The sequence below is a fragment of the Streptomyces sp. NBC_00876 genome, assembly GCF_045207435.1.
In the GTDB taxonomy this organism is placed as follows: Bacteria; Actinomycetota; Actinomycetes; order Streptomycetales; family Streptomycetaceae; genus Streptomyces.
Map to the genome: position 1 here is coordinate 1,647,867 of NZ_CP108800.1, position 26,537 is coordinate 1,674,403.

The following is a 26,537-nucleotide window of genomic DNA, read 5'->3' on the forward strand; positions in this document are numbered from 1 at the left end:
GCTTTTCCACCTCCGGAGGTGCGCACGATGAGCCCAGTCCACCCGCCAGGTCTCGACCTCGACCGGTTGCGCGGACATCTCGACCGCGAGCGGCCGGGCCTGGTGAACGGACCGCTGGCGGCCCGGCTCATCGAGGGCGGCCGTTCGAACCTGACATACGTCGTCACTGACACGGAAGCGGACGCCGCCGGCACCGGCCGCTGGGTGGTCCGCCGGCCCCCGCTGGGCCATGTGCTGGCCACCGCGCACGACATGAAGCGCGAGCACCGGGTGATCAGCGCCCTGCACCCGACGGCCGTCCCGGTCCCCGAACCGGTACTGCTCTGCGAGGACGACTCGGTCATCGGCTCGCCGTTCTACGTCATGGAGTACGTCGAGGGCACCCCGTACCGCACGGCGGAGCAGCTCGCCCCGCTCGGCCCCGAGCGCACCCGCAGCGCGGTGCTCGGCCTCGTCGACACCCTCGTCGAGCTGCACGCCGTGGACCCCGCCGCGGTCGGTCTCGGCGACTTCGGGCGGCCCGAGGGGTTCCTGGACCGTCAGCTGCGCCGCTGGGGCAAGCAGCTGGACGCCTCCCGCAACCGTGAACTGCCGGGCATCGACGAACTGCACGCGGCGCTCGGCCGGGAGCTGCCCGCCTCCCCCGCCCCGACGGTCGTCCACGGCGACTACCGCCTGGACAACGTCCTGATCGGCGCCGACGACGAGATCAAGGCCGTCCTGGACTGGGAGATGTCGACGCTCGGCGACCCGCTGACCGACCTCGGCCTGCTGGTGATGTACAGCTCCGACCTGGACCTGCCCGAGTCGCCGGTCTCCACCACCAGCGGCGCGGCCGGCCACCCCTCCCCCGCCGAGCTGATCGAGCGCTACGCCGCCCGTTCCGGCCGGGACACCTCCGCCATCTCCTGGTACACGGCGTTCGCCTGGTTCAAGCTCGCCGTGATCCTTGAGGGCATCCACTACCGCTACACCCTGGGCCAGACGGTCGGCGGCGGCTTCGACCGCATCGGCGACCTCGTCCCCGTCTTCATCGAGCACGGCCTCACCACCCTCCAGGAAGGCTGACCCACCCCCATGGACTTCGCATTCGACGCCCGTACCGAGGAGCTGCGCGCCCGGCTGCTCACCTTCATGGACGAGCACGTGTACCCGGCCGAGAAGACCGCGGACGAGCAGCGCGCGCTGCTCGCTTCGCCGTGGGACACCCCTCAGGTGGTGGAGGACCTCAAGGCCGAGGCCCGCAGGCAGGGGCTGTGGAACCTCTTCCTGCCGGACGCCGAGTACGGCGCCGGGCTCACCAACCTCCAGTACGCGCCACTGGCGGAGATCCTGGGCCGCTCGCCGCACCTGGCGCCGACCGCGCTGAACTGCGCGGCGCCGGACACCGGGAACATGGAGGTGCTGGCGCAGTTCGGCACCGAGGAGCAGAAGAAGCAGTGGCTCCAGCCGCTGCTGGCCGGGGAGATCCGGTCCGCGTTCGCGATGACGGAGCCGGAGGTCGCCTCGTCCGACGCGACCAACATCGAGACCCGCATCACCCGCGAAGGCGACGACTACGTCATCAACGGCCGCAAGTGGTACATCTCCGGGGCGATGAACCCGGACTGCGCGATCTTCATCGTGATGGGCAAGACCGACCCGGACGGCGACGACCTCCGCCGCCAGCAGTCGCAGATCCTCGTCCCGCGCGACACCCCGGGCCTGACGGTGAAGCGCGCCATGCAGGTGTACGGCTACGAGGACCACTCCCACGGCGGCCACGCCGAGGTCGTCTTCGAGAACGTACGCGTGCCCGCGTCGAATCTGATCGGCGAGGAGGGCGGCGGCTTCGCCATCGCCCAGGCGCGGCTGGGTCCGGGCCGCATCCACCACTGCATGCGGCTGATCGGGATGGCCGAGCGCGCCATCGAGCTGATGTGCCGCCGCGCGGTGTCGCGCACCGCCTTCGGCAAGCCGCTCGCCCAGCAGGGCGTCGTGCAGAACTGGATCGCGGACGCCCGGGTGACGGTGGAGCAGCTGCGGCTGCTGGTGCTGAAGACGGCCTGGCTGATGGACACCGTCGGCAACCGCGGCGCCCACACGGAGATCCAGTCCATCAAGATCGCCACCCCGCGCGCGGTGGTCGCCATCCTCGACCAGGCGGTGCAGCTGCACGGTGCGGGCGGGGTCAGCCAGGACTTCCCGCTGGCCGAGCTGTGGGCGGCGGCGCGGACGCTGCGGCTGGCGGACGGCCCGGACGAGGTGCACCAGCGTTCGCTGGCCCGCCGGGAGATCAAGAAGTACCTGTGAGCGACCGGCCGGGCGGCCCCTGACCCGCACGGGCCGCCCGGCCGTCAGTAGCCGCCGTACGGTACGTGGTCGGCGAGCGCCAGTTCGCGGGCGAAGGCCCGCACCCGCAGGAGGCACCGGGCGATGACCCGGACGACCGCCGGCCGGTGCGGCCCGTAAGCGACGTTCCACAGAGCGGGGACATGCGTCGAAGACTGTATGTGCGCCATATATCCAGCTTCGCCCCGCGGACCGGTCCGGTCCTGCGGGGCGGGCTCTGCGGCAGTGGATCCCGGCGAGGAACGAGAGGCCCTAGGGGCGCAGCGCGCGCAGCAGCAGGTCGGCCAGGTGGTCGGCGACCTCCTGCTGGGTCAGCGGCCCGTCGGGCCGGTACCAGGTCGACAGGTGGTGGACCGAGCCGAAGTGGTAGTCGACGATCAGGTCGGCCGGGGTGGCCGTGGAGAACACGCCGGCACGCTGGCCCTCTTCCACCAGGGCGCGGAAGCGCTCGTGGTAGCGGCGCCGCTCCACCCGTACCTGCTTGTTCTTCTCGGGGCTCAGATGGTGCATGGAGCGGAAGAAGATCGAGGCGTCGTCGAGGTTCTCGATGGTGGTGACGACCACGTCGGCCGCGGCGTCACGCAGCCGCTGCTCGACCGGTGCGTCGGCGTCCGCGAAGGCGTCGAGCCGCTCCTGCTGGAGCCGCAGCACCCGGGCGTACACCTCCTGGAGGAGGTCCTCCTTGGAGCCGAAGTAGTGGTACAGCGCACCCTTGGTGACGCCTGCCGCCTCGACGATCTCCTGGACCGAGGTGCGGTCGTACCCCTGCTCGGCGAAGAGCCGGGTGGCGGCGGCCAGCAGCCGCTGGGGGACGGGGACACCGCTCCCGTCCGTCGCCTTGGCCATAGCCGCCGCCTTCCTTCCGTGCCGTGGGTCAGCCGTTCTTACGGGGTGAACGCAGTTCCCGCCTGAGGATCTTCCCACTTGCCGTCTTGGGAAGTTCCGTCAGGATCTCGACTTCGCGCGGGTACTTGTACGCGGCAAGCCGTTCCTTGCAGTACGCACCCAATTCGCCGGGTTCGACCGAGGCACCGGGCCGCAGGCTGACGTAGGCCCGCACCGTTTCGCCCCGGTAGGCGTCGGGCACGCCGACGACCGCGGCCTCGCGTACGGCCGGGTGGGTGTAGAGGACATCCTCCACCTCGCGCGGCCAGACCTTGAAGCCGGAGGCGTTGATCATGTCCTTCTTGCGGTCGACGACGTAGAGCCAGCCCTCGCGGTCCATGAAGCCGATGTCACCGGTGCGCAGCTCGCCGTCCGGGAAGGCGGCGGCGGTGGCCTCGGGCAGCCGCCAGTAGCCGGAGACGACCTGCGGGCCGCGCACGGCGATCTCGCCCTGCTCGCCGAAGGGCACCTCCGCGCCGTGCTCGTCGATGATCCGCACGACCGTGTCCGGGCCGGGCACGCCGACCGAGAGGGTGCCGGAGACCGGGTCGACGGGCGCCTCGCGCTCGGGCGGCACGGAGGCGCAGGGCGCGGTGCACTCGGTGAGCCCGTAGCCGTTGCGGATGTACGGGCCGAAGCCCGCCCGGAACTTCTCGACGAGCGCGGGCGGCAGCGGTGCGCCGCCGGAGGAGATCACCTGGAAGGAGGCGAAGTGCTCGGGCGTGACGCCGGGGGTGGCGGCGAGCGCCATGAAGGCGGTCGACGGGCCGACGGTGTACGCGGGGCGGTGCTCGGCGAAGGCGTCGAGGACGACGCCGGGGTGGAAGCGGTACGCCAGGACGAGGGTGCCGGCGTTGGTGAGGCAGGCGGCCAGCTGGCAGACCATGCCGGTGATGTGGAAGAGCGGGGCGAGCGCGAAGTAGGCGGCGCCCTCGGCGATGGGGTGGCCGGCGCGCTGGCGCTCGGCGTTGACCATGATGTTGCCGTGGGAGTTCATGGCGCCCTTGGGGGTGCCGCTGGTCCCGGAGGTGTAGCTGATCAGCGCCACGTCGTCGGCGGTGAGCTCCCGGCCGGCCGGGCCGGCGAGGCCCTGCCGGGCGACGGCCACCAGGTCGTCGGCGTCGCCGGCGGGCGGCAGCCGGTCGAAGCCGAGGACCCGCTCGTCGTTCTCCGTCTGGAGGTCGAGCTCGCAGGCGGTGAGGGCGATCCGGACGGCCGGGGCGCCGGCCGCGGTGTCCCGCAGATACGCCTCCCAGGCCCGGTCGGAGCAGATCAGCGCCGTGACCTCGGCGTCCTTCAGTACATGGCCGACCTCGGCGGACTTGTACATCGGGTTGAGCGGGACGACCGTCGCCCCGGCCTTCCAGGCGCCGAGCAGGGCGAGCACGAACTGCGGCGAGTTCTGCAGCATGATCGCGACCCGCTCGCCGCGCCGCAGCCCCCGGGCGGCGAGGTGCCCGGCCACGGAGTCGGAGAGCGCGTCGGTCTCGGCGTAGCTGAGGCGTCCGTCGAAGTAGGCGAGCGCCGGATGGGCGGGGGTCCGGGCCACGGAGTCACGGAAGGCGTGCACCAGGGTCGCGGCGGGGCTGACGGGGGCCCGCTGGGCCTCGCTGAGCAGCGGGAGCCAGGGCTTCGCCGCGTAGATCGACTCGCTCATGCGCCGGTCTCCTCCCACTTGCGCTGGAGGTGGTTCATACTGCCGAGCCAGTGGTCGGTGTCCTTGGCGCGGGCCCGGTAGTACCCGGCGACCTCGGGGTGCGGCAGGACGAGGAAGCGGTCCTGGGCCATCGCGTCGAAGAGGGCCTCGGCGACGTCCTCGGGCTCGATCGCGCTGGGGGCGAGCACGAGCTTCCCGGCCGATCCGGCGGCGGTGAGCATGTCCGTACGCACGCCCTGCGGGCAGATCGCGTGGACCTTGATGCCGCGGTGGCGGTAGGTGAGGGAGAGCCATTCGGCGAAGGCGACCACGCCGTGCTTGGTGACGCTGTACGGCGCCGCGCCGATCATCGTCAGCAGTCCGGCGGCGGAGGCGGTGGAGACGAACCTGCCGCTGCCGCGCTCCAGCCAGTCCGGCACCAGCGCCTTGGCCGCGCGGACGTGGGCCATGACGTTGACGTCCCAGGCGGCGGCCCAGACCTCCTCGTCGGCGAAGACGTCGCCGGGCGAGGCGAGGCCGGCGTTGGCGCAGTAGATGTCCACGGTGCCGTCCAGCGCGTCACGGGCGGCGTCGACGATCCGCGAGGCGTCACCGGCGACCGCGACGGCGCCGATCTCCTCGGCGAGTGCCTTGATCCGGCCCTCGTCGAGGTCGTTGACCACGACCCGCGCGCCCTCGGCGGCGAATCTGCGGGCCAGCGCGGCGCCGATGCCGCCTCCGGCCCCCGTGACCACTACGCCCGCGCCCTGCACCGTACTCATCGCTCCCGCCTCTCTCAGCCGACTGCACCGGCAGACTAACCGGTCGGTATGTCGTCCGGGAAGAGGCTGGAGCCTCTCATCCGCCACTCCGTGCACAGCCGCCCCGTCCGGCACGTTCCCTGCGGCCCGAACGCGCGCTAGCGTGCGTGGCCATGACAGTCGTCGCGATCATGGAGGTAGCCCGATGAGCCTGTCCAGACGTGGTTTGCTGGCCGCCGGCGGTGCGGTGGGAGCTCTCGCGGCGACCGCCGCGTCGGCCGGACCCGCCGCCGCCCGGGCCGCACAGGGCAAGGGGCACGGCGGCGGGCAGGGCGGCCGGGTGCGCACCGGCTTCGACCGGCTGGCGGCGGACGGCTACGCGCTGCTGAAGGGGCAGCGGGTCGGCATCGTCACGAACCCGACCGGAATCACCTCCGACGTGCGCCACATCGTCGATGTGATGCACCCGGACGACCGGGTGAACCTGACCGCCGTCTTCGGCCCCGAGCACGGATTCCGCGGCACCGCGCAGGCGGGCGGTTCGGAGGGGCGCTACGACGACCCGGCGACCGGGCTGCCGGTCTACGACACGTATCTGAAGAGCGGGCAGGCGCTCGCCGACGTCTTCACGGCGTCGGGCGTGGACACGATCGTCTTCGACATCCAGGACGCGGGCGCCCGCTTCTACACGTACATCTGGACGCTGTACGACTGCATGGAGGCGGCGGCCCTCGCGGGCAAGAGGTTCGTCGTCCTGGACCGGCCGAACCCGGTGACGGGGCGGGCGGCGCTCGGCCCGGTGCTGGACCCCGCGTTCGGCACCTTCGTGGGCCGCCGGGAGATCGCGCAGGCGCACGGCATGACGGTCACCGAGCTGGCGCTGCTGTTCAACGGGGAGTTCCTGGCGGACCGTCCGGCCGAGCTGGAGATCGTGAAGATGTCGGGGTGGTCGCGCTCGGACTTCTTCGACGGGACCGGGCTGCCGTGGGTGCCGCCGAGCCCCAACATGCCGACGCCCGACACCGCGCTCGTCTACTCCGGCACCTGCCTCTTCGAGGGGACCAACCTCTCCGAAGGGCGGGGCACCACACGGCCGTTCGAGCTGCTCGGCGCGGAGGGGATCGACCACACGTGGGCGGCTGCCGCGAACGCGCTCGGGCTGCCCGGGGTGGCCTTCCGCGAGGCGTACTTCGCGCCGACGTTCTCCAAGTTCCAGGGCAGGACGGTGGGCGGGGTGCAGGTGCACGTCCTGGACCGCGAGGTCTTCGACCCGGTGCGCACCGGGATCGCGCTGCTGGTCACGGCGAAGCAGACCTGGAGCGGGTTCGCCTGGCGCTCCGACAACTGGATCGACAAGCTCACCGGCAACACCCGGGTCCGCACGATGATCGACGCGGGCGCGGACACGGACGAGGTGGTCGGCGCGTGGGCGGCGGACCTCGCCGCGTTCCGGGCTGTACGGAAGCGGTACCTGCAGTACCGGTGAGCCTGGCGGGCGGGCCCGCGTGCATGGGTGAACCATGTGTGCGGGCCCGCCCGGCCTTCCGGTTCCGTCCTCAATCGCCGGACGGGCTTGATTGACCCGCCGGACGGGCTTGGATTGCCCGCCCGGCGGGTTCGGCCTCAGCGGTGTGCCGGGAACTCCACCACCTGCTGGTAGGTCGGGCGGTTCTGCCAGTGGACCGCCTTCTGCCCGATCCCGCCCAGGGCCCGGTGGATGATCGAGTCGGTGCACCACTGCTCACCGGCCTTGCAGGTGCCGTCGGCCGGGTACACCTCGGCCGCCGGAACCGCCGCCGCCCGCTTCAGCGTGGACAGCAGCGCCGCGCGGCAGCTGCTCAGGTCACCGTTGCCGCAGTACGTCCTGGCGAGCGGCCCCTTGACCGGCTGCCCCAGCACCTGGCGCAGGTCCTTGTCGGCGAAGCCCCACCAGCCGTACTGGAACGCCGATCCGCTGTGCGCACCGCTCGGTCCGTGGCTGGCGGCCGGGGACTCGTCGGTGGCGAGGTTGGCGGTCAGCGCCCCGTAGAGGTCGTCACCGAGCCCCGGCTTGAACTCCGACTCGATGAGCTCGGGCCACCACGCGTCCATGATCCGTACCGCGTCCGCGTGGGTGTACGCGTGCGAACCCGGGCTGGACTCCTTGCGCTGGGCGCCCGCCGCCCGCCAGGAGTCCAGCTGCTGGACCACCGCGTCGAGGTCCGGGTCGGTGACCGGCTGGGAGCGGATCACCTTCAGCAGCTCGGGCAGCAGCTGCTCCCCGCGCAGATCGGTGAGCGCGGCGTCCGCCATCGCACGGGTGAGGGAGGCGCGGGTGACGCCGCCCTCCTCCACCAGCTTCGACACCCGGTCGTCGAGCAGGTCGGCGCGGTGCACGGCGCTGAGCCCGAAGCCCGCGGAGGCGAACCCCTCGGCCTGCTTGTTGTTCCAGGAGACGTAGTAGTCCTGGCCGCTGGAGTGCGGGTGCTCGGCGAAGGGGGTGTAGGCGGCGGTGTTGGCCGCCGGGTCGAAGCCCTTCCACTCGTACGCCTTCCCGGCCCTGACGGGCAGCGCCGGGTCGACGCCCGCCGCGCGCACCGGGTTCATGCCGCTGTTGTAGTAGGCGGCGGTGCGGGAGTCGGCGTAGAACCAGTTGAATGCGTAGTCGATGTTGCTCGCCGCCCGCTGGAAGGAGGCGGCGTCGGTGACGTAGGACGGGTCGTTGAGCATCTGGAAGCCGATGATCGAGTCGGCCTCGTGCCGGTAGGTGGTGCGCAGCGTGGTGTACGCGACGGGCTTGCCGTCCACGGTGGCGCGGTGGGTGACGATGCCGTAGTCCGTGCGCCGGACCTGCATCCGGTAGGAGCCCTTCGCCGTGGAGTCGGCGACGGTCGGCTTCCAGGAGTTGGAGCGCTCCAGCTTCTCCATGGCGGTGCAGTCGCCGCCACGGAGGTAGTGCGTGGAGTTCTTGGTGGGGGCGGAACCGTCGGGTTCGCACAGGTCGACGGCGTAGGTGTCGGTGATGTCCTGGCCGGCCGAGGTGGCGCTCCAGGCGTAGTCCTGGCCGCGCCCCATCTGGATGTACATGCCGACTCCGGCGAAGGAGACGCCTCGGGCGCTGATGCCGGGGCCCTGGAGCTCCTGGAGCATCATCAGCTGCGGGGCGAAGTACCCGGTCTGCGGGCCGAAGACCGCGATCGGGTTTCCGCTCGCGGTGTTCCTGCCGGAGACCAGCAGGGCGTTGGACATGCCGCGCTTCTGGGCGCCCGAGCCGGAGCCCGGGAGCGAGCCCTCCGGGATGACTCCCCCGTCGTAGATTCCCTGGGCCTTCTTCAGCATGGCCGGGGCCTTGACGGGGGCCTTCGCGTTGGTGCCCGCGGAGCCGGTGCGGTCGTAGATCAGTGGTTCCGCGGTGACGGAGCCGGGATCGGGAAGAGCCGTGCCGACGGCGTGGTCGGGCTTGTTCGCGTAGGGGAACGCGGTTCCGTCATGGACGGTCAGCACGGCCTCGGGGTCGTTGCGCTGACGGAACGACTCCCAGACCCTGGTCCCTTCGGCGACGCCGTACTTCTGCTGGGCGGACAGCAGCGAGAGCGCCGCCTGCACCTCGCCGCCGCCACCGCCGCCGAACTGGCCGCCGACCACCGAGGCGATCGAGATCAGGTCGGTCAGCTGGAACGGCTGGATCTCACCGATGTTGGTGATGGCGTCGACCTTGCCGGTGAGGACGTACTCGCCGGGGAAGTAGCGGCCCTTCTTCGACTTCTCCCGGTAGGAGTTGATGCCGTCCACATACGCCTGCGCGTCGGCCATCGCCTGTTCGCCGCGGGCGCCCTCCTGGGTCCTGATGTATTCGACCTGCGCCTGCAGATCGGCCTCGGTGTACGGGGCCTGCGGCCAGAACTGCTGCTCCAGGCCCTGGTTGGCCAGTGCGCCGCCGGCGAACGAGGTCAGTTCACCGCGTCCGATGTGGCGGAAGAGGTCCATCAGCCAGAGCCGGTCCTGACCTGCCGCGAATCCGGCGCCGAACTCGGTGCCGTACCGGGTGGTGCCCTTGATGTGCGGGACGCCGGAGACCTTGTCGCGGGTGATGGTGACGTCGTCGCGGGGCGAGGTGACGGACTCGACCTGATCCTTCGCGACGCCGAAGGAGGCGTCGTTGAAGAAGTCGGTCAGCTTCCGGTCGGTGAGGCCGGTGTGTCCGGCCACCAGGCCGTCGTACCGGTCGAGTTGGTCGTCGCTGTGCGCGGGATGGGTGCCGAACGCCTTGTTGCCGAGGATCTCGACGAGGGTGGCGTTGCCGTTCTCGCCGGGCGGCAGGATGTCGTCGCACTGCCCCCGGCAGTAGTCGACGACGGGGACGGGTTCCGCCTCGGCGGCGCCCGCGTGGGGCGCGGAGGCCAGCAGGGACGTACCGAGTGCGAGAACGGCTGCGACGGCGGCGGCCCGCGTCCTGCCGGTGCGTGCGGACATACGGGTGCGTGGGGGCATGCGTGCTCCTCCGAGAGGCCTGTGCGCCGGAGGTTACCGACGGTATGACCCCTCGGTAAGGTGAACATCAATCACCTTCTCCGAATCGCCACATGCCGTCACATGACGGCCTGTCATCTCACCCACCGGACGGCCGCACCCTTGGATGGAGCCGATCCGGGCACTCGTACGTCCACTCACTGACGCCGAAGTGCGGGCGACGGAGTACGAGCGACGGAGGTGGCGGCGCGATGGCCGGGTTCCGGAGTCTTGCGAGACAGGTCCGTGATCCGCGGAGCGATCTGGCACTGCGGCGGTACTCGCTGCGCAAATGCCTGGAGCGCTTCGCACCGTACGGACACCGGGCGACCTGGGACCACCTGTGCGCCCGGCACGGGATAGGCCCCGAGGACCGGGCGCCCGACCCGGCGCGGCTGATGCGCGCGCTGGAGGAGCTGGAGACGGCCCGGGGGGTCTGGCTCGGTTACGAGGCGGGGTTCGCCGAGCGCCGCAGGCGGGAGAAGCACGACGGGCTGCGCCGGCCGGGCGCGTTCGACGACTGGCACCGGCGCACCTGGGGCGGCAACGGGGTCGCACGGTGCGACGACCCGGCCGTGCACCCGGCGGCGCCGCTCGCCGAGGTACTGGCCCGGCTGATCCGGGCCCTGGAGGCGGAGCCCGGCACCGACTGCCCGGTGTGCGCGCAGGCCCGGATCGTCTGGCGGCAGGACCTGGACCGCGAGCCCTGGTCCGGCCCGGTGTGCGCCGGGTGCGGGATCGTGGTGCCGCAGCCTGTGCTCACCCCGGCCGCGCTGGCCAAGGCCCGGCGGGCCAGGCTGGGCGGCCTGGCATCGGCGGCCTGAGGAACGGGACGGCCCGCCCGGCGCCCGGGGACGGGGGCCGGCGACCAGTGGCCCGAGGCCGGGGACGGCCCGTCCGGTGCCCGGGACCGCGGCAGCCGGACGGGCATGCACGCCGGGCATGCACGCCGGGCACGCACGCCCGGCATGTACGCCGGGTGCGGCCTCAGCAACCCTCGGCGGGCCGGTCCGGGGACCTGCGCTCCGGCATCAGGCGCGAGCCGCTGATCCGCTCACCGGAGATGTCGTCCGGATTGGACAGCACACAGTTCTCCAGCGAGAGGCAGCCGCAGCCGATGCAGTCGGTGAGGTGGTCGCGCAGCCGGGCCAGCTGCTGGATCCGCTCGTCCAGCTCCGAGCGCCACGCCTCGGAGAGCCGCGCCCAGTCGTCGCGGTTGGGGGTGCGCTCCTCGGGGAGTTCGGCCAGGGCGTCACGGATGGTGGCCAGCGGGATGCCGACCCGCTGCGCCGCGCGGACGAAGGCGACCCGGCGCAGCGCGTCCCTGCTGTAGCGGCGCTGGTTGCCACTGGTGCGGGTGCTGCTGATCAGGCCCTTGGCCTCGTAGAAGTGCAGGGCCGACACGGCGGCGCCGCTGCGCGCGGAGAGCTGGCCGACCGTGAGTTCATGGAGTGTCTGTGGGATCTGGGGCACTCATCGAACCCTACGTGCCCCGTTCCCGGCCGGTCCGTCGTTGACAGGAACGCACCCGCCAACCATGCTGAGCAAGCGCTTAGACAGCGTGCACTACGGATGGCCGACAGAGCGGGAAGGCAGGGCCAGCGACATGGCAGAGCCGAGGATCTTCACGTCCGCGCAGGAGCTGAGCGACGGCGTGGGTGAGCAGCTGGGGCACAGCGACTGGCTGGAGATCGAGCAGAAGCGGGTCGACCTCTTCGCCGACGCGACCGGTGACCACCAGTGGATCCACGTGGACCCCGAGCGGGCCAAGGCCGGTCCGTTCGGCACGACCATCGCGCACGGCTACCTGACGCTCTCGCTGCTGCCCTCGCTCGTACCGCAGGTCATGCAGGTCGAGGGCGCGAAGATGGGCATCAACTACGGGACCAACAAGGTCCGCTTCCCCTCCCCGGTACCCGTGGGCTCGCGACTGCGGGCGACGGCCGTACTGAAGAGCGTCGAGGAGGCGGGCGGTGGCGTACAGGTCACCGCGGTCGTCACCATCGAGCGCGAGGGCGGCGACAAGCCGGCGTGTGTCGCCGAGTCGGTGTCGCGGTACTACTTCTGAGTCCACCGGTGACGTGCCACCACCCCCCGGCCGTGAGGCCGGGGGGCGGCCGCGTCAGCGTTCGGCCGCGGGGCCGGGGGCGGCCGCGTCAGCGTTCGGCCGCGACCATGCGCAGCACGAGACCTGCGTACAGCTCGCCCACCTCGTCCGGGGTCCGGCTGCCCTGGGCGTTGAACCACCGCGCCACATCGATGCAGAGCGAGAGCACGGCGAGCGTGGTGCCCGGCACGTCCGGGACGTCGAACTCCCCCGCGGCCACACCTTCACCGATGATCCGGCGCACCACCGCGTCGCTCCTGCGGCGCAGTTCGACGATCTCGGTGCGGTGCTCCTCGGCGAGGGCGTCGAGCTCGTACTGGACCACGCGCGCGGTGGTGTGCCGCTCGGCGTGCCAGCGGACGAAGGACCGTACGGCGTCGGCGAGCCGCTCGGCGGCCGTTCCTTCCCCGTCGGCCGCCGCCTCCAGAAGAGCCAGGGCGCGGTCGTGGCCGATCCTGCTGATCCGGTGGAGCAGCTCTTCCTTCGTCTTGTAGTGGATGTAGAGCGCGGCAGGGCTCATTCCGGCACGGCCCGCGATGTCCCGGGTGGTGGTGGCGTGGTACCCGCGCTCGGCGAAGGCGTCGACGGCCGCGACGAGAAGCCGGCGGGCGGCCTCGGGCGTCACTTCCTCCCACGGCGCGCTCTCGCCGCCGGTCTCCTGCGCCGTGCTCATCGTCGGTTGCCCCTCTCAGTCAGCAGGACGCACACCATACCCCGATCCTGAGCAAGCGCTTAGGGCCTCTCGTTCGGATGATGCCGGGCTCGTGGTGTTCCGGCCCGATCCGGACGAAAGACCCCAGGGGGTCCGGCGGGTGGGACCGTCACTGATTCCGGAAGGGGTCGTGCTCCGCGAGGATCTTCTCCAGCCGGGCCTGGTCGACCCGGCTGATGATCTGGCCCGCCTCCTGCCGGTCCCTGATCACCTTGGCGAGCGTGAAGGCGGAAGTGACGAGGTAGAGCACTCCGATGGCGAAGAAGCCGCGCACCCAGGCGTCGGCGTCGAGGAAGTAGATCCCGATGGCCACCGCCCCCATCGCGACCCCGAAGGACGCGACGGCCTGGCCGTAGAAGGCGGCGGTGCTCTGCTGCTTGACCGATGTCGTCTCACTCATGCCGCTCAGCATCGGGCGGCGTGGCGCGCGCCACATCCGTCCGCGTACTCAGCCCGGTACTCAGACGCCCGTTCGAGTGCGCGGCACAGGACTCCTCAGAACGCGGAGACCCCCGTCAGCGCCCGGCCGATGATCAGCTTCTGGATCTGGCTGGTGCCCTCGTAGAGCGTCATCACCCGGGCGTCGCGCAGCAGCTTGCCGACCGGGTACTCGTCGATGTAGCCGTAGCCGCCGAAGACCTGGAGGGCGTTGTTCGCGGCGCGGACCGCGGCCTCGGAGGCGAAGAGCTTGGCCTGGGAGGCGGCGGTGGCGAAGCTTTCGCCGCGGTCGATCAGATCGGCCACCCGCCAGGTCAGCAGGCGGGCGGCGTCGACGTCCACGGCGATGTCGCTGATGAGTTCCTGGACGAGCTGGTAGCTCGCGATGGACTTGCCGAACTGCTCACGCTCGGCCGCGTATCCCACGGCCGCGTCCAGGGCCGCCTGCGCGATGCCGACACAGCCGGCGGCGACCGACATCCGCCCCTTGGCCAGCGCCGACATGGCGATGGAGAAACCCTTGCCCTCCGGGCCCATGAGGGTGGCGGCGGGGACACGGACGTCCTCCAGCACCAGTTCGGCCGTCGCCTGGCCGCGCAGGCCGAGCTTGCCGTGGATGGTGCGCCGGGTCAGACCGGGGGTGTCGGCGGGGACCAGGAAGGCGGATACGCCCTTGTGGCCGGGGGCGTCGCCGGTGCGGGCGAAGAGCAGCACCACATCGGCCCAGGTGCCGTTGGTGATGAACATCTTGCTGCCGTTGATGACGTAGTCGCCGCCGTCCCGCACGGCCCTGGTCGTCAGGTTCCCGGCGTCCGACCCGGTGCCCGGTTCGGTGAGGCCGAAGCAGCCGACCGCGTCCCCGGAGGTCAGCCGCGGCAGCCACTGCCGCTTCTGCTCCTCGTCGCCCCAGGCGGCGATGGTCTTGGCGACCAGGCCCAGGGAGACCGAGACGATGCCGCGGACCGAGGAGTCACCGCGGCCCAGCTCCTCGGTCACCAGGCAGTACGCCAGGTGGTCGCCGCCCGAGCCGCCGTACTCCTCGGGGACGGTGAGCCCGAGGAAGCCGAGGGAGCCCAGCTTCTTCACGATCGACTTGTCGACGTTCTCGGCCCGGTCCCACTCGACGGCGTACGGGGCGACATCGCGGGCGACGAAGTCCTTGGCGAGCTGCCGGACGGCTTCCTGCTCCTCGCTGAGCTCCAGGTTCATCCTTCGACTCTCCACTTTAATTAGCACTGCTAGTTTTACCGGGACAGGCCCTACTATGTGCCGCATGGCCCGCCCGCGCAAGCCCCTCCTCAGCAGAGACCGCATCGTCGAGACGGCGAGCGCCCTCGTGGACGCCGAGGGGCTCGGCGCCGTCTCGACCCGCCGTCTGGCGGCCGAGCTGGGGGTCAGCGGACCGTCGCTCTACAACCACTTCCGCAACAAGGACGAGATCCTGGACGCGGTCGCCGACGCCGTCTCCGCACAGGTCGATCTGTCGATGTTCGACGAGTCCGACACCCGCGACTGGCGCGCCGCCCTGCACGACTGGGCGGTCTCCTACCGTGCGGCACTCACCGAGCATCCGCACATCGTTCCCGTGCTCGCCCAGGGCCCCGGGCGCCGCCCGGCCGGTCTGCGGGTCGCCGACGCCGTCTTCGGCGGCATGGTCCGCGCGGGCTGGCCGCCCGCCCAGGCCACCTACATCGGCGCCCTGATGCGCTACTTCATCACCGGCTCGGCGCTCGGCTCGTTCGCCCGGGGCTTCGTGGACGACGAGACGGCGTACGACCCCGCCGACTACCCGCATCTGGGCCAGGCCCACCTGCTGGCCGACCGGCGCCAGCAGGTCGACGAGGGGGCGTTCGAGACCGGGCTGCGGGCCCTGGTCGACGGGCTCGCCCTGCAGTACGAGCAGCTCGCGCCCGCCCGGACCACCCGGCCGGCCCCCGGCCCCTCCTGACCGCGGGCGCCCAAGGGCTGTCCCGTACCGGCAACAAATAATTGGGTGCCGTGGCGTTCGCCGCCTACCGTCGGCGCCATGACGACGACACCCTCCCCCGCCGCACCCCGTGACCGGCGGGCCACGGCCGCCGCGTGCACCACCGTGGTGCTGTGGGCCTCCGCCTTTGTCTCCATCCGGAGCGCCGGCGAGGCCTACTCCCCCGGCGCACTGGCCCTCGGCCGGCTGCTGGCGGGCTCCCTGGCGCTCGGCACCCTGCTGCTCGTCCGGCGCGAGGGGCTGCCGTCGCGCGCCGCCTGGCCGGGGATCCTCTGGTCCGGGCTGCTCTGGTTCGGCCTGTACATGGTGGTGCTGAACTGGGGTGAGCAGCAGGTGGACGCGGGCACCGCCGCGATGGTGGTGAACATCGGGCCCCTGCTGATCGCCCTGCTCGGCGCCCGGCTGCTCGGCGAGGGGCTGCCGCGCCGGCTGCTGCTGGGCATGGCGGTGTCCTTCGCGGGCGCCGCGGTGGTGGGGCTCTCCATGTCGGGGCACGGGAGTTCCTCGGTGCTGGGCGTGCTGCTCTGTCTGCTGGCGGCGGTGGCGTACGCGGGCGGGGTGGTCGGCCAGAAGCCCGCGCTGCGGCACGGCTCGGCGCTCCAGATCACCACGTTCGGCTGCCTGGTCGGCACGGTGGCGTGCCTGCCCTTCGCCGGCGCGCTGATCTCCGACGCCGCCGACGCACCCCTGCCGGCCACCCTGAACATGATCTATCTGGGCCTCTTCCCGACCGCACTGGCGTTCACCACCTGGGCCTACGCGCTCGCCCGCACCACCGCCGGACGGATGGGCGCCACCACCTACGCGGTCCCCGCACTCGTGGTGCTGATGTCGTGGCTGCTGCTGGACGAGGTTCCCGCGCTGCTCACTGTCGGCGGCGGGCTGCTCTGCCTGGCCGGGGTGGCGGTCTCCCGGATGCGTCCGCAGACTGGTGCGACCCGCAGGATTGCGGCCCGGCCGGTGGAAGGACCCCCTCATGACGCGGAGCGCCAAGCAGCGGACCGGCCGTAGGAAGGCGATGAGGGACGACGACGACCCGGTGCTGGTGACGCCCGAGGGCCGTCCGCGCGACGCCTGGCGCGAGGACTACCCGTACGCCGAGAAGCTGGGCCGCAAGGCGTACGAGAAGTCCAAGCGGGCCCTGCAGATCGAGCTGCTCAAGCTCCAGCACTGGGTCAAGGAGCACGACGAGCGGCTCGTCATCCTCTTCGAGGGGCGCGACGCCGCCGGCAAGGGCGGCACCATCAAGCGGTTCACCGAGCACCTGAACCCCCGTGGTGCGCGAGTGGTGGCGCTGGAGAAGCCCACCGAACGCGAACGCTCCCAAGTGGTACTTCCAGCGGTACGTGGCCCATCTGCCGGCCGCCGGGGAGATCGTGCTGTTCGACCGGTCCTGGTACAACCGGGCCGGTGTGGAGCGGGTGATGGGGTTCTGCTCGACCCGCGAGTACCTCGAGTTCATGCACCAGGCGCCGGGGTTCGAGCGGATGCTCGCCCGTGACGGCATCCATCTGGTGAAGTTCTGGTTCTCCGTCTCGCGCAACGAGCAGCGCAACCGGTTCATGACCCGGCAGATCGATCCGGTGCGGCAGTGGAAGCTCAGCCCGGTCGACCTGGCCTCGCTCGACAAGTGGGACGCGTACACGGAGGCGAAGGAGCTGATGCTCTTCCACACGGACACGGCGGACGCACCGTGGACCGTGGTGAAGAGCAACGACAAGAAGCGGGCCCGGCTGGAGGCGATGCGGCACGTCCTGCACCGCTTCGACTACCCGGACAAGGACGCGACGGTGGCCGGGGAGGCGGACCCGCTGATCGTGGGCCCGGCCTCCCGGCTCTTCGAGCGGGGCGAGATGGAGGCCCGGCTGCTCACCACGAGCCGGTCGGAAGCCTCCCCCGGAAGTTAGAAGACCACCAGGGCCCGGCCGCCCTTGCCGGCGATCATGTTGTCGAAGGCCGCCGGGATGCCGTCGAGCGCGATCCGTTCGGTGACCATCATGGAGAGGTCGAAGCGGCCCGCCCGGATGTGGCCGGCCAGCACCGGCAGATCGCGGGCCGGGTCGCTGTTGCCGTACACACAGCCGGTCAGGGACCTGCCCCAGTGGAAGAGCTCCAGGGCGTTGAACGTCACCTGCTGGTCCTTGCCGCCGATGCCGACGACCGTCGTGCGGCCGCCGCGGCGGGTGGACTCCCAGGCGGTGCGGATGGTGGCGGCCCGGCCGACGCACTCGACGGCCACATCCGCTCCCTGGCCACCGGTGAGCCCCCGGATCTCGCGGGGCGTGGTGGCGGAGGCGATCACGTAGTCGGTGGCACCGGCCAGGCGTGCCAGCTCCTCCTTCTCCGGGGAGACGTCCACCGCGATGATCTTCGAGGCGCCCGCGATCCGGGCGGCCTGGAGAACGGCGAGACCGACGCCGCCGATGCCGAACACGACGACGGACTCGCCGGCGCGGACCTGGGCACTGTGGTGGACCGCGCCGTACCCGGTCAGCACCGCGCACCCGAGCAGGGCCGCTTCGGTGAGCGGGATGCCGTCCGGGGCGGGCAGCACGCAGTTGGCGGCGACGACGGTCTCCTGTGCGAACGCGGCGACGTTCAGCCCGGGGTGGAGCTCGGTGCCGTCGGTGGTGCGGGCGTGGATGTCCGCCGACCCGGCCAGGGCGTTGGCGCAGAGCCAGACCTCGCCGATCCCGCAGTGGTGGCAGCTTCCGCAGGACGGCGCCCAGTTGAGCACGACTCCGTCGCCCGGGGCGACATGGCCGACGCCCTCGCCCACCGAGACGACGGTGCCCGCGCCCTCGTGGCCGAGGACGGCGGGGACGGGCACCCGCATGGTGCCGTTGGACAGCGAGAGGTCGGAGTGGCACACGCCGGCGGCGGCCAGGCGGATGCGCATCTGGCCGGGGCCGGGCTCCGGCAGGACGATGTCGGTGATCTCCAACGGAGCTCCGACGGCGGGCAGTACGGCGGCGCGGACCACGGACTGGCTCCTTGCTGATAGGGGGCGCGGACTCTGCGGACTCGAGGGGTGGCTCAGAACTGGAGGGACTTGGTCTGGAGGTACTCGGCGAGGCCGTGCTCACCGAGTTCGCGGCCGACCCCGGACTGCTTGTAACCGCCGAAGGGGGCCAGCGGGTTGAAGCGGCCGCCGTTGATGTCGACCTGCCCGGTGTCCATCCGGCGGGCGAAGGCGACGGCCTCGGCCTCGTCGGCGGCCCAGACGGCGCCCGCCAGCCCGTACACGGTGCCGTTGGCGATACGCAGCGCGTCCGCCTCGTCCTCGTACTTCAGGATCGAGACGACCGGGCCGAAGATCTCCTCCTGGGCGATGGTCATCTCCGGGGTGACGTCGGCGAACACCGTGGGGCTGACGTAGTACCCCGTGGGCAGGGGCGCCTCGGGGCCGCCGGCGACGAGGCGGGCACCCTCCTCGACGCCCTTCTCGATGTAGCCGCGCACCCGGGCCTGCTGCCTGGCGTTGACGAGCGGGCCGACCCGCTCACCGGGTACGTACTTGGCGACGGCCGCGGCGGCGAGCGCGACGGCCTCCTCGTACCGTTCGGCGTCCACCAGCATCCGGGTCCAGGCGCTGCACGTCTGGCCGGAGTTGGACATCACGTTGGCGATGCCGACGTTGACCGCCTTGGCCAGATCGGCGGAGGGCAGGATGACGTTGGCCGACTTGCCGCCGAGCTCCAGCGCGACGCGCTTGACGGCGCCGCCCGCCGTGGCGCCGATCCGCCGGCCGACGGCGGTGGAGCCGGTGAAGGAGACGAGGTCGACGTCCTCGTGCCCGGCGAGGGCCTGACCGGCGACCGGGCCGAGGCCGGTGACCAGGTTGAAGACACCGGCGGGCAGACCGGCCTCCTCGGTGGCCTCGGCGAAGAGCTGAGCGGTGAGCGGGGTGTCCTCGGCGGGCTTGAGGACGACGGTGCAGCCGGCGGCGAGTGCGGGGGCGACCTTGGCGACGATCTGGTGCAGCGGGTAGTTCCACGGGGTGATCGCGCCGACCACGCCGACCGGCTCCAGGAACACGGTGGAGTTGCCGCGGCGCTCCTCGAAGGCGTACGTCGCGGCCAGTTCGGCGTAGGAGCCGGCGACCAGCACCGGCACGCCCGCGTGCACCATCTGCGACATCGGCAGCGGCGAGCCCAGTTCGGCGGTGACCGTCTCGGCGATCTCGTCCTTGCGGGCGGCCAGCACATCGCGCAGGGCGCCGATCCGGGCGGCGCGCTCGGCGGGCGGGGTCGCGGCCCAGCCGGGAAGGGCGGCGCGGGCGGCGCGCACCGCGGCGTCGACGTCCTCGGCCGTGCCGGCCGGCACATGGGCGATGACCTGCTCGTCCGCCGGATTCAGCACCGCGATGGTGTCCGCTCCGGCGGCGGGCCGCCACGCGCCGCCGATGTACATACCGTTGTGGGCCTTCATGGCTGTTCCTCCCGGGCGTGGTGACGGACGAGGTCGTCCGCGCCCCAAACTAGCGCTGTTAGTTTTCGGGCGCCAGAGACGCCCGTCACGCCGGACCCGGCGATCCGCCGGGGGTCGCGGCGATCCACCGGAGTCCCCGGCGGTCGCCGGGGACCACCGGGGCCGCCGGAGCCGGTCACGGTCCGCTGGGTTCGCCGGCCGGTCCGGTAACTCCCCAGTAACGGCACCGTCCTAACGTTCCGGACAGGCTCGCCCCCGTCCGCGATACCCGAGGCCGCGGACCGGGGCGGGGCCGCTCACCCTGCCCCGGCAGCACAACGCCCTCTCCGTACTCGCGGCCACCGCCGACATGCCCATCGGCCCCGAGGCAGAGCAAGGGCATCGGGCGGGGGGTCGCAGGCCCCCGGGCAGACCGCCCGGGGGGCCTGCGGGATGTCCGAATCCGCGCGTTACAGTGGCGCCCTGATGGGCACAGACGCGGCGAACCACGGCACACACACCACGCCCCCTGTGCTGCGCCTGCACCTTTTCGGCGGATTCCGGGTGACTCGTGACGGTGGCCCCGCCCTCTCCGAGCGGTGGCCCCGCCCGAGCGCCCGTGCCCTGGTCAAGCTCCTCGCCGTCCACCCCGGCCACAGCCTCCACCGCGAGCAGGCGATGGAGATCTGCTGGCCGGACGCCGATCCGCAGGCCGCGCTCGGCAGCCTCCGGGTCGCGCTGCACGCCGCCCGCCGCGCCCTCGAGCCCGAACTCGCCCCCCGCTCCTCCTCGTCCTACCTCACCGGCGAGGGCTCCCTGCTGCGGCTCGATCCGCAGACCGTCGTGATCGACGCGGACGAGGCCGAGGCCCTGGCCGAGCGCGCGCTGGCCGATGGCGGCACCGCGGCCCTCGCCGAGGCGCTCGCCGCGTTCACCGGGGAACTGCTCCCCGAGGACCGCTACGCCGCCTGGGCGGAGGCCCGGCGCACCCGGATCGCCGCGCTGCACGACCGGGTGCGGCTGGCGCTGGCCGAGGCCCATCTCGCGGACGACGAGAACGAACCGGCGGCCGAGGTGGCGCTGCACGCCCTGGCCGTCGCCCCGGCGGAGGAACGGGCCCACCGCGTCGTCATCGAGGCCTTTCTGCGCCAGGGGCTGCGCCGGCAGGCGGTGCGCCAGTACCACCTGTGCCGGGAGGCGCTCGACGCCGAACTCGGGGTACGGCCGGGACCCGAGACCGAGCGGCTGCATCTGCTGGCGCTGGACGCCACCACGACGGTGCTGCCCGCCTCGGCCTCCCCGGTTCTGCCCGCCGCGATCCGCACCCCGGCGGGTCCCCCGCTGCGCGGCCGGGACGACGCGCTGCGGACCCTGCTCGCCGACGGCGGCCCACCCGTGCGGCTGGTCGGCGGCGAGGCCGGAGTGGGCAAGACCCGGCTGACGACCGAGGTGGCCCGGGCGGCCGCCGCGGCCGGCACCACGATCCTGTGGGGCGCGGGCCACGACGCGGAGGGCCACACCCCGTACGGCGTCTTCGTGGAGGCACTGGACGCCTGGCTGGCCGACCGGCCATCGGTGGAGCGGGCCCGGATCGGTGGCGAGTACCCCGAACTCGCCGCCCTGCTGCCCTCCCTGGGGCAGATCGGGGCCGGCCGGGAGCGCAGCCCCGAGGAGGAACGCGACCGGTTCTTCCGGGCCACCGCGGGACTGCTCGGCGATCTCGCGGCGGGCGCGCCGGTGCTGCTGGTCCTGGACGACCTGCATGCCGCCGACGCCGGTTCGTACCAGCTGCTCAGCCATCTGGCCCGGCGGGCCGCGGCCACGCGTACGGCGTGGCGCTTCGTGGTCACCTACCGCGCGGAGGAGTTCGACACGGGCGACCCGCGCCGCGCCGCCCTGGAGACGCTGGTACGCGGGCAGCTCGCCGAGGCCGTCGAGCTCGAGCGGCTGGACCGGGACCAGTGCCTGGCGGTCGCCCGGGACGCGGGGGCCCTGACCGGCCTCGACCGGGTCTGGGAGCTTTCCCTGGGCAATCCCCTGTTCGCCCTGGAGCTGGCCCGTACGGTCCACGAGGGCGCGGATCCCGGCGCCCCGGGCGCCCCGGAGGGCGTGCGTCAGCTGGTGGCCGCACGGCTGGCCCGGCTGGGTCCGGCGGCCCGGCGGGTGGTCGAGGCGATCTCCGTGACCGGTGGCGGCGCCGCCCTCACCGAGATACTCGACATGGCCGGGCAGGGTCTGCACCCGCCGCTCTCCCCCGCCGAGGCGGCCGACGCCGTGGACGCGGCGGTGGCGGCCTCGGTCGTCACCGAACGGCCGGTGGTGGCCGGCGGCAGATCGCTGCCCGGTCTCGCCTTCCGCCATCCGCTGGTGCGGTTGACCTGCTACGACGGCATGTCCACCGCCAGACGCCGCCAGCTGCACTCGGCCTACGCGGAGGCGGTGCTGCGCCACCGCCCCGACGCGGTCGACACCCTGGCCACGCAGCTGACCCGGGCCGACGACCCGCGGGCGACCGGATATCTGCGCCAGGCCGCCGAACGCGCTGCCGCCCTCTGCGCCAACGACACCGCGGACCGCTACTACGCCGAGCTGACGGCCCGGCTGGACGCGTCCGCCGCCGACGCGGCCCGCGCCCGCATCGACCGGGGGGCCGTGCTGCGCCGGATGGCCCGCTACCGGGACGCGGCCACCGTGCTGCGCGAGGCGCTGGACGACATGGTGCGGCGGGGCGACGGGGACGGGCAGGTGCTGGCGGCGGCCCGGCTGAGCGAGGTCCTGATGAAGTACCGCGGCATCGAGGAGGGCGAGGAGCTGCTGCGTACGCACCGGCCCGGCCCGCACACCCCGGCGCTGGCCGTGGCGACCCACCATCTGGCGGCCGGGGGCCTGCGGTTCGTGACCGGACGGTACGACGAGGCGCACACCTCGGCCCGCATCGCGCAGGAGGCGGCCGACAGCGTCGCGGGCGGCGAGCGCAGGGGGCTGCTCGCCCGGTCCCTGGGGATGCAGGCGACCTCACTGGCCCTCGCCGGCCGGTTCGACCTGGCCCGGCCCGCGGCGGAACGGGCCCTGCCGCACGCGGAGGCGTACGGGGACCAGGAACTCCTGGTCACCACGCTCTCGGTGCTGCGCGAGCACGCCCGCAGGTCCGGCCGGCTGGGCGAGGCCGTCTCCATCGGCCGGCGGGCGATGAAGCTCGCCGAGCACACCGGCGATCCCACGGCGGTCGCCTTCGAGCGCGCCAATCTCGCCGAACTGCATCTGCTGCTGCGGGAGTTCACCGAGGCCGAGGAACATGCGCAGGCGGCCGCGGAGGAAGGCGAATCGCACCGGAGCTGGTGCACCGCCTACGCACTCGCCGCCCTGGCCCGCGTCCGGATCCGGACCGGCGGGGCGGGGGCCGGCGAACTGCTGGAGCGGGCCGGACAGGCCGCCGAGGCACAGGCCGACCGGCAGGCGCTGCACGAGGTACGGACGGCACAGGCCGAACTCCTGGTCCACCAGGGCGCTCCGGCCGAGGCCCTCACCCTGCTGGCCGGAGACAGCGGACCCGGCACCGCCCATCTGGTGGCATGGGCGGAGCTGTACACGGGCAGGCCGCAGGCGGCGGTACGCCGCGCCGCCGAGGAGACCGCGCGCGCGGAGCAGGTCGGCGAACGGCTCGCGGAGACCGACGCGCGTACGGTGCTCGGGGCCGCGCTCGCCGCGTGCGGGCAGCAGGACGCGGCCCGTGAGGAGTTCGGCCGGGCAGCGGCCCTGGCGGCCGGACTCCCCTATCCGGCGGGGGCATTCCGGGTCGACCGGGCACGGAAGCAGGGCGGGGTCTTCCCGCCCGGCCGGGCGGGCGGTCCGGCCGGGGACTCCCCCACGCACCCGGCGCAGGATCCCGCCGGCCCGGCCACAGGCTGACACGGCTGAGCGCCCGCAGGATCCGGCGGGCCCGCCCGCCGGCTGACACGGCTGAGTGCGGCAGCCTGCGGACGGACCGGGTGCGAAGGTCCTGCACGTCGGGTCGCTACACGTCGAGTCCCGGAACATCCCTCGGCAGCGGGCAGATGCGCCGCCCCTGATGGTCGAAGACATACAGATGCGCCAGATCGACCAGGAGCGGAACCTGCCCTCCGGTGCGCAGCCGCATGTCGGGGCCGGTACGGACGACGAGGTCGCCGGCCGTGACGGCGGGGCGGTCGGGGCTGCGCACCCCCGGCGCCTCGGGGCCCGGTTCGTCCAGGACGGCGACGGGAGCGCCGGCGTGCCCGGTGGCGCGCCCCCTGATCCTCTCGAGCACCCCGGCACCGCCCGGTGCGCCGCGGCGCCTGCGTACGGTGCCGCGTTCCGTACGGGCGGACTCCAGATCGGGCACCACGGCGGGCTGGGAGCCGGTGCTGAGATGGACCAGCGCCTCGTGGCCCTGGTACTCGACATGCTCGACGATGCCGCTGAGGGCGACCTCTCCGGGGCGGGCCTGGCTGGGCGGGGCGATCCTGACCGCTTCGGAGCGCAGTCCGACGATGATCCGGCGGCCCTGCTGGATGCGGAGCAACTGGTGGTCGGGGCTGAGGGGTTCGGACAGCGGCAGGCGCTGACGGCCGAGGTCGATCGACATCCGCCCCTCCAGGGGCGCGTGGACGACGGCCTGAAGCAGGTTGATGCGCGGCGTGCCGATGAACGCGGCGACGAACACGTTCTCCGGCAGGGCGTACACCTCACGCGGCGGGCTGACCTGCTGGAGTACCCCGCCGCGCATCACGGCGACCCGGTGGCCCAGCGACATGGCCTCGGCCTGGTCATGGGTCACGTACACCGTGGTGACACCGAGTTCCTTGGTGAGCAGGGATATCTCGGCCCGCAGATGGTTGCGGAGCTTGGCGTCGAGGTTGGAGAGCGGCTCGTCCATGAGGAAGGCGGACGGCTGGCGCGAAATGGCCCGGCCCATGGCGACCCGCTGGCGCTCGCCGCCGGAGAGCTGTCCGGGGAAGCGGTCCAGGACGCTCTCGATCCCGAGCATCCTGGCCGTGCTCTCGATGCGCTCGTTGTGGTCCTGGCGCGGGTTCTCCAGCTTCAGCGGGAAGCCGATGTTGGCCCGGTTGGTCATGGTCGGGTAGAGCGCGAAGTTCTGGAAGACCATGGCCATCCCGCGTTCGCGGGGTGTGAGGTGGTTGGCCGGTTCACCGTCGAGCAGGATCTCGCCCTCGGTGACGTCCTCGAGGCCGGCGATCATGCGGAGCACGGTCGACTTGCCGCATCCCGAGGGGCCCAGCAGGACGAGGAACTCGCCCGGGTCGATGGAGAGCGAGAGACGGTCGACGGCACGCGAGGACCGTCCGTACGCCTTGCTGACATTGTGCAGAGTGATGGCGCGAGTCATGTGGTTCCGCCCGGAAGGATGATGGTGGAGCGGTGGGGAGCGGCAGCAGTGGCCTGAAATTAACCCACTGCGCGGGGTGAGGGAATGACTCGCGCAAAGGTTGCGCGGGAGCGGGCTTCCGGTCCGGAAGTGTCAGAGGCGATTCCGGTTCGGCCGGGACTGCCCGGGGACGGCTCGATCCGGCCGGGGCTGTGCGGGAACGCCCTGATCCGGCCGCTTCGTACGGCCCTGCCCGGCTCGGGCGCCCAGACCTGCCGCCGCGAGCAGCAGTGCGCCCAGCATCACGAAGGGCGCCGCGCTGCCCGCCACTCCCGCGACGAGTCCGGCGGAGGCGGGGGCCGCCACCTGGCCGAGCCGGTTGCCGGTCAGGCGCAGGGCGAGCGCGGTGGAGCGGGCGCCGGCGGGGGCGGCCCGGACGACGGTGGTCATCGACAGCGGCTGGCCGGCCCCGAGACAGAAACCGAGTACGGCGAGCATCACGGCCAGCACTCCCACGGGGACGGGCAGGGCGATGCCGGCGCAGAGCACTCCGGCCAGCAGACAGGTGGTGGCGAGCAGGGCCGCCCGGCCCAGGATCCGGAGCATCGGGGTCATCACCAGCCGGCAGGCGATGGTGGCGGCGGCACGCAGGCTCAGCAGCAGCCCGACCGTGGCGGGGGCGATGCCGCGGTGTTCGCCGACGACGGGCAGGTAGGCGGTGAGGATGTCGGTCGCGCAGAGCACGGCGAGGCTGATGAAGATTCCGGCCGGGACACCCCGGGCGCGCAGGATGCGGCCGACGGGGACCTTGGCCGCCGGGTCCGCACGGCGGAGCACCGGTGCGGACCGGTGCTCTATGCGCCAGAGCGCGGTGAAGGAGACGGCGGCGACGGCCGCCGAGACGACGAGGGCGAGGGCGCTGGTGCGGCCCATGGCGCCGTCGCGTTCGGAGATCAGGTACCCGGCGGCGATCGGTCCGATGAGCTGGCCGAGGGAGGCGCCGATGGTGAAGTGGCCGAAATTGCGGTCCTGTTCGGCGGGCGCGGACTGCCGGGCCACGATCGACTGGGCGCCGATCACGAAGCAGAGGTGACCGAGCCCCATCACTCCGCTCCAGGCGGCCATCGCGGTCAGTGAGCCCGCCCGGCCGCTGAGGGCGCAGCCGCCTGCGATCAGTACGACGCCGAGCGGCAGCAGGGGTGCGCACCGGCCGTGGTCCGTCCGGCGCCCGAGCGGTACGGCGGCGAAGAGTGGGAGGAGCGCGTACACACCGGTGATGACACCGATCGCCCGCGCATCGGCGCCAAGGGCCAGGGCCCGGTAGGAGACGGCGGGCCGCGCCATCGACACCGCCCCCTGCGCGAAGGCGAAGGCGATGACGAGGCGCAGCAGCCAGCTCCGGCCGGGCCCGGTGGTGCGGGTCGTGGTCACGCTC

21 protein-coding genes and 1 pseudogene are annotated in these 26,537 nt (G+C 72.6%); 9 read left to right on the forward strand and 13 right to left on the reverse strand.

Going from position 1 to position 26,537, the window contains the following annotated elements:
* The first annotated feature begins 27 nt into the window (after positions 1–27).
* Positions 28–1,068: a phosphotransferase family protein gene (locus OG782_RS07205; RefSeq protein ID WP_406448560.1), complete on the forward strand. Its 1,041-nt coding sequence runs from the start codon at positions 28–30 to the stop codon at positions 1,066–1,068.
* A 9-nt stretch (positions 1,069–1,077) separates the two neighbouring features.
* A complete protein-coding gene (locus tag OG782_RS07210; protein ID WP_406448561.1) occupies positions 1,078–2,292 on the forward strand; it encodes an acyl-CoA dehydrogenase family protein in 1,215 nt (404 codons plus the stop codon).
* A gap of 44 nt (positions 2,293–2,336) precedes the next feature.
* On the opposite strand, the gene OG782_RS07215 is transcribed toward OG782_RS07210, so the two are convergent.
* The 4 genes from OG782_RS07215 to OG782_RS07230 form a co-directional block, all read right to left on the reverse strand.
* On the reverse strand, positions 2,337–2,501 hold the full coding sequence (locus tag OG782_RS07215; RefSeq protein WP_406448562.1) for a hypothetical protein: 165 nt from the start codon (positions 2,499–2,501) through the stop codon (positions 2,337–2,339).
* 82 nt (positions 2,502–2,583) lie between these two features.
* Complete coding sequence (locus OG782_RS07220) at positions 2,584–3,177, reverse strand: TetR/AcrR family transcriptional regulator (RefSeq protein WP_406448563.1); 594 nt, start codon at positions 3,175–3,177, stop codon at positions 2,584–2,586.
* A gap of 28 nt (positions 3,178–3,205) precedes the next feature.
* A complete protein-coding gene (locus OG782_RS07225) occupies positions 3,206–4,873 on the reverse strand; it encodes a class I adenylate-forming enzyme family protein (RefSeq protein ID WP_406448564.1) in 1,668 nt (555 codons plus the stop codon).
* Positions 4,870–5,634: an SDR family oxidoreductase gene (locus tag OG782_RS07230; protein WP_406448565.1), complete on the reverse strand. Its 765-nt coding sequence runs from the start codon at positions 5,632–5,634 to the stop codon at positions 4,870–4,872. The genes OG782_RS07225 and OG782_RS07230 overlap by 4 nt, the downstream gene beginning before the upstream one ends.
* Before the next feature lie 184 nt (positions 5,635–5,818).
* Between OG782_RS07230 and OG782_RS07235 the strand changes: the two genes are divergently transcribed.
* Positions 5,819–7,099 carry an exo-beta-N-acetylmuramidase NamZ domain-containing protein gene (locus OG782_RS07235; protein WP_406448566.1) on the forward strand — a complete coding sequence of 427 codons (1,281 nt, stop codon included), beginning with the start codon at positions 5,819–5,821 and terminating at the stop codon, positions 7,097–7,099.
* A 137-nt stretch (positions 7,100–7,236) separates the two neighbouring features.
* Here OG782_RS07235 and OG782_RS07240 read toward each other — a convergent pair whose 3' ends face one another.
* A complete protein-coding gene (locus OG782_RS07240) occupies positions 7,237–10,083 on the reverse strand; it encodes a penicillin acylase family protein (RefSeq protein WP_406448567.1) in 2,847 nt (948 codons plus the stop codon).
* 230 nt (positions 10,084–10,313) lie between these two features.
* Here OG782_RS07240 and OG782_RS07245 point away from each other — a divergent pair, with 230 nt between their 5' ends.
* Complete coding sequence (locus tag OG782_RS07245; protein ID WP_406448568.1) at positions 10,314–10,925, forward strand: hypothetical protein; 612 nt, start codon at positions 10,314–10,316, stop codon at positions 10,923–10,925.
* 163 nt (positions 10,926–11,088) lie between these two features.
* Here the strand turns inward: OG782_RS07245 and soxR are convergent, their stop codons facing one another.
* A complete protein-coding gene (soxR, locus tag OG782_RS07250) occupies positions 11,089–11,574 on the reverse strand; it encodes a redox-sensitive transcriptional activator SoxR (protein WP_406448569.1) in 486 nt (161 codons plus the stop codon).
* A 133-nt stretch (positions 11,575–11,707) separates the two neighbouring features.
* Here soxR and OG782_RS07255 point away from each other — a divergent pair, with 133 nt between their 5' ends.
* Complete coding sequence (locus tag OG782_RS07255; RefSeq protein ID WP_406448570.1) at positions 11,708–12,169, forward strand: MaoC family dehydratase; 462 nt, start codon at positions 11,708–11,710, stop codon at positions 12,167–12,169.
* Between the two features lie 88 nt (positions 12,170–12,257).
* On the opposite strand, the gene OG782_RS07260 is transcribed toward OG782_RS07255, so the two are convergent.
* The 3 genes from OG782_RS07260 to OG782_RS07270 form a co-directional block, all read right to left on the reverse strand.
* A complete protein-coding gene (locus OG782_RS07260) occupies positions 12,258–12,881 on the reverse strand; it encodes a TetR/AcrR family transcriptional regulator (protein WP_406448571.1) in 624 nt (207 codons plus the stop codon).
* Positions 12,882–13,029: 148 nt separating this feature from the next.
* Complete coding sequence (locus OG782_RS07265) at positions 13,030–13,320, reverse strand: YiaA/YiaB family inner membrane protein (protein ID WP_406448572.1); 291 nt, start codon at positions 13,318–13,320, stop codon at positions 13,030–13,032.
* Positions 13,321–13,415: 95 nt separating this feature from the next.
* On the reverse strand, positions 13,416–14,567 hold the full coding sequence (locus tag OG782_RS07270; RefSeq protein WP_406448573.1) for an acyl-CoA dehydrogenase family protein: 1,152 nt from the start codon (positions 14,565–14,567) through the stop codon (positions 13,416–13,418).
* A gap of 64 nt (positions 14,568–14,631) precedes the next feature.
* Here OG782_RS07270 and OG782_RS07275 point away from each other — a divergent pair, with 64 nt between their 5' ends.
* The 3 genes and pseudogenes from OG782_RS07275 (at position 14,632) to ppk2 (ending at position 17,252) form a co-directional block, all read left to right on the forward strand.
* A complete protein-coding gene (locus OG782_RS07275) occupies positions 14,632–15,306 on the forward strand; it encodes a TetR/AcrR family transcriptional regulator (RefSeq protein WP_406448574.1) in 675 nt (224 codons plus the stop codon).
* 78 nt (positions 15,307–15,384) lie between these two features.
* Complete coding sequence (locus tag OG782_RS07280; RefSeq protein ID WP_406448575.1) at positions 15,385–16,356, forward strand: DMT family transporter; 972 nt, start codon at positions 15,385–15,387, stop codon at positions 16,354–16,356.
* Positions 16,322–17,252 (forward strand): annotated as a pseudogene (ppk2, locus tag OG782_RS07285) (polyphosphate kinase 2). Before OG782_RS07280 ends, ppk2 begins: the two are co-directional and overlap by 35 nt.
* On the opposite strand, the gene OG782_RS07290 reads toward ppk2, so the two are convergent.
* Entirely contained in the window at positions 17,249–18,328 is a 1,080-nt protein-coding gene (locus OG782_RS07290; RefSeq protein WP_406448576.1) for a Zn-dependent alcohol dehydrogenase, read from the reverse strand. The pseudogene ppk2 and the gene OG782_RS07290 sit on opposite strands and share 4 nt — an antisense overlap.
* 53 nt (positions 18,329–18,381) lie before the next feature.
* A complete protein-coding gene (locus tag OG782_RS07295; RefSeq protein ID WP_406448577.1) occupies positions 18,382–19,776 on the reverse strand; it encodes an aldehyde dehydrogenase family protein in 1,395 nt (464 codons plus the stop codon).
* 465 nt (positions 19,777–20,241) lie between these two features.
* Between OG782_RS07295 and OG782_RS07300 the strand changes: the two genes are divergently transcribed.
* Positions 20,242–23,664 carry an ATP-binding protein gene (locus tag OG782_RS07300; RefSeq protein WP_406448578.1) on the forward strand — a complete coding sequence of 1,141 codons (3,423 nt, stop codon included), beginning with the start codon at positions 20,242–20,244 and terminating at the stop codon, positions 23,662–23,664.
* Between the two features lie 106 nt (positions 23,665–23,770).
* On the opposite strand, the gene OG782_RS07305 is transcribed toward OG782_RS07300, so the two are convergent.
* Entirely contained in the window at positions 23,771–25,123 is a 1,353-nt protein-coding gene (locus tag OG782_RS07305) for an ABC transporter ATP-binding protein (RefSeq protein ID WP_406448579.1), read from the reverse strand.
* 132 nt (positions 25,124–25,255) lie between these two features.
* Positions 25,256–26,533 carry an MFS transporter gene (locus tag OG782_RS07310; protein ID WP_406448580.1) on the reverse strand — a complete coding sequence of 426 codons (1,278 nt, stop codon included), beginning with the start codon at positions 26,531–26,533 and terminating at the stop codon, positions 25,256–25,258.
* Positions 26,534–26,537 lie beyond the last annotated feature (4 nt).